This window comes from Streptomyces sp. SM1, assembly GCF_002910825.1.
GTDB lineage: Bacteria > Actinomycetota > Actinomycetes > Streptomycetales > Streptomycetaceae > Streptomyces > Streptomyces okerensis.
The window spans coordinates 1-2,562 of sequence record NZ_NEUB01000215.1 but is presented as its reverse complement, the minus strand read 5'-3'; the positions used below and the strand labels follow the sequence as shown (position 1 = coordinate 2,562).

2 protein-coding genes are annotated in these 2,562 nt (G+C 73.2%); one reads left to right on the top strand and one right to left on the bottom strand.

Translation table 11 applies throughout. The features are described 5' to 3' along the window. Positions 1 to 66: 66 nt before the first annotated feature. Positions 67 to 1,701, bottom strand: a complete 1,635-nt coding sequence (locus B9S61_RS04980) for a penicillin-binding transpeptidase domain-containing protein (RefSeq protein ID WP_103541102.1) — start codon at positions 1,699 to 1,701, stop codon at positions 67 to 69. Between the two features lie 115 nt (positions 1,702 to 1,816). On the opposite strand from B9S61_RS04980, the gene B9S61_RS04975 reads away from it, so the two are divergent. Continuing rightward, positions 1,817 to 2,562: LysR family transcriptional regulator (locus B9S61_RS04975; protein WP_258039552.1), on the top strand; the 746-nt coding region annotated here is incomplete at its 3' end.

Genomic DNA, 2,562 nt, shown 5'->3' with positions numbered 1-2,562 from the left:
GCCAGCAGCAGCGAACGGCGGGAAAGGTGTGAGGTCACGGGGGGTGCTCGCTTTCGGACGGTTCGGTCAGGACTCGGGTACGGCGGACAGCAGGGACCGGATCACCGGTCCCGCCGAGCCGCCCCCGGTGACGCCCTCCTCGACCACGCAGGCCACGGCCACATTGCCCCGGTGGGCGACCATCCAGCCGTTGTTCTCCTGGTCGTCGGAGACCTCGGCGGTGCCGGTCTTGGCGCCGATGTCACCGGGCAGGCCGGCCAGGACACGGGCCGTGCCCTCGGTGACCGTGGCCCGCATCAGCGCGCGCAGCCGGGTCACGACCTCCGGCGGCAGCGGGGTCGTGCCGGTGGTGTCCTCCGTACCGGCGACGAGCGAGGGCTGGTGGAAGGTGCCCGACACGGCCGTGGCGGTGACCGACGCCATGATCAGCGGATTGGCCTGAACCCGACCCTGCCCGATCATCGACGCGGCCTTCTCCGTCGCGTCGCGCGGAACCGGTACCGAACCGTCGTACGAGGGAACGCCGACGTGCCAGGTCTGGCCGACCCCGAAGTACTTCTCCGCCACCTCCCCCAGCTCTCCGTCGCCGAGCTTGCCGCGCAGGCTGATGAACGCGGTGTTGCAGGACTCGGTGAAGTCCTTGCGGAAGGTGGCACCGGGGTGTTCGGAGGTCTCGACGTTCTGGAACCGTTTGCCCACCGTCAGGTACCTGGGGCAGTCCACGACGTCGTCCGGGGCGACCGCGCCCTTCAGCAGCAGGGCGGTACTGGTGACGATCTTCCAGGTGGAGCCGGGTGCGTAGGTGCCGGAGACGGCGCGGTTGAAGCCGGAGGCCGGCGCGTTGGCCACGGCGAGGATCTCTCCGTCGTCGATGCGCAGGGCGACGAGCGCGGCGTTCTTGCCGTCGGCCTTCCCGAGGGCGCGTTCCGCGGCCGACTGCCAGCCGGCGTGGAGGGTGGTGCGGACGGGGCCGTCGTCCGCGTCCGTGTCCTTCCCGCCGAAGGTCGCCTCGGTGCGCAGCACCTCCCCGGTCTCCCGGTCGACGAGCCGTACCGCACCGCGCGGGCCGCCGTCCGTGCCCTGGGCCAGCCGGTCCAGGACGGGGGCGAGCGAGGGGTGGGTGGCGGCGGAGAGGGTCTCGCCGTCACGGCCGGTTGCCTCGGCCGGGGCGGTCTCCTCGCGCTCCAGGCGGAACTTCTCCGTGCCGGTGAGTCTCGGGTGGACCAGCGAGAGCGTCCAGTCCACCTTCCAGGCACCGTCCTTCTGCTCCCGCAGCGGCAGTTCGGAGGTGTACGTCCAGGTGCCGAGGCCCGTGACCGGCATCTTCGCGGTGAAGGGCACGGTGAGGGTGCCGTCGCCGGTCTCCTCGGGTTTCCCCGCCGTGAGCCGCGGTTCCCCGATGTCGAGTCCGGTGGTGAAGCTGGCCAGCACCCGCTCCGCCCGGTCGGGTCCGGTGGTACGGGCCGCGGCCTGCGGAAGCCGTCCGGCCGCCCAGTCCGCGAGGAACGCGCGGGCCTCGGCCACCGCCCCGGGGTCGGGTCCGGTGTCACCCTCGAAGGGCCCGAGGCCGGCCGCGTACGCCCCGCCCAGGGCGACCGCGGCCACCGCGGCCACGGCGGTGAGCGACCTGGCCGTTCTGCGCGGGCGGGAGCGGCGGGGGCCGCCGGGAGGAATGCCGGGAGCGGAGAAGGAGGAGTTCATGTCCAGAGAACAGCAGCGGTGAGGACCGTCCGTCCAAGTCCGCTATCGATCATGCATTGATTAATACCCGATATGATTACTGGTCGTGGATCTGGTGCGGCACCTGGAGTGCTTCGTGGCTGTTGCAGAAGAGTCACACTTCGGCCGTGCGGCGGCCCGTCTGGGAATGGCCCAGCCGCCGCTGTCGCAGCGCGTGCGGCGGCTGGAGCGGGAGCTGGGCGTCCGGCTGTTCGAGCGGACCAGCCGTCAGGTCACGATCACCGAGGCCGGGCGGCTGCTGCTGGGCGAGGCCCGCGAACTCCTCGCCCGGTCGGATGCGTTCCTCGCCACCGCGCGCCGGGTGCGGGACGGCGAGACGGGGCTGCTGCGGGCGGCCCTCCCTCCGGATCTCTCGGGCGGGACCGTCGCCGCCCTGCTCGCGGACTTCGGGCGCCGCCACCGCGGACTGGAGCTGGAGCTGCACGAACTGCCCACCGCGCAGCAGCTCGCCCGGCTCGCGGCCCATGAGCTCGATGTCGGCGTCGTCCACCATCCGTGCGACGTCTCCGGCCTGGAACTGGGGCCGGTACTGCGGCGGGAGCTCGGGGTGCTGCTGCCGCGCGGGGCTCCGGCCGCCGGGCTCGACGAGGTGCCCCTGGCCGCGCTGACCGGCCACGACCTCATCCTCTTTCCCCGCGCGGCGGCCCCGGCCCTCTACGACGACCTGCTGACCACCTGCGCCCGGGGCGGCTTCACCCCCGCCGCCGTGCGGCACGGTCAGGGCGACGCCTTCGTCCGCGGGCTGGTGCTGTCCGCCGGGGCCGTCGCCCTGTGCCCTCGCGACGCCCGGCCGCCCTCGGGGGACACCGACCCGGAGGTCCT

Coding starts and splice junctions, on each gene's coding strand:
- B9S61_RS04980 (WP_103541102.1), bottom strand. CDS start 1,701: ATGAACTCCTCCTTCTCCGCTCCCGGCATTCCTCCCGGCGGCCCCCGC.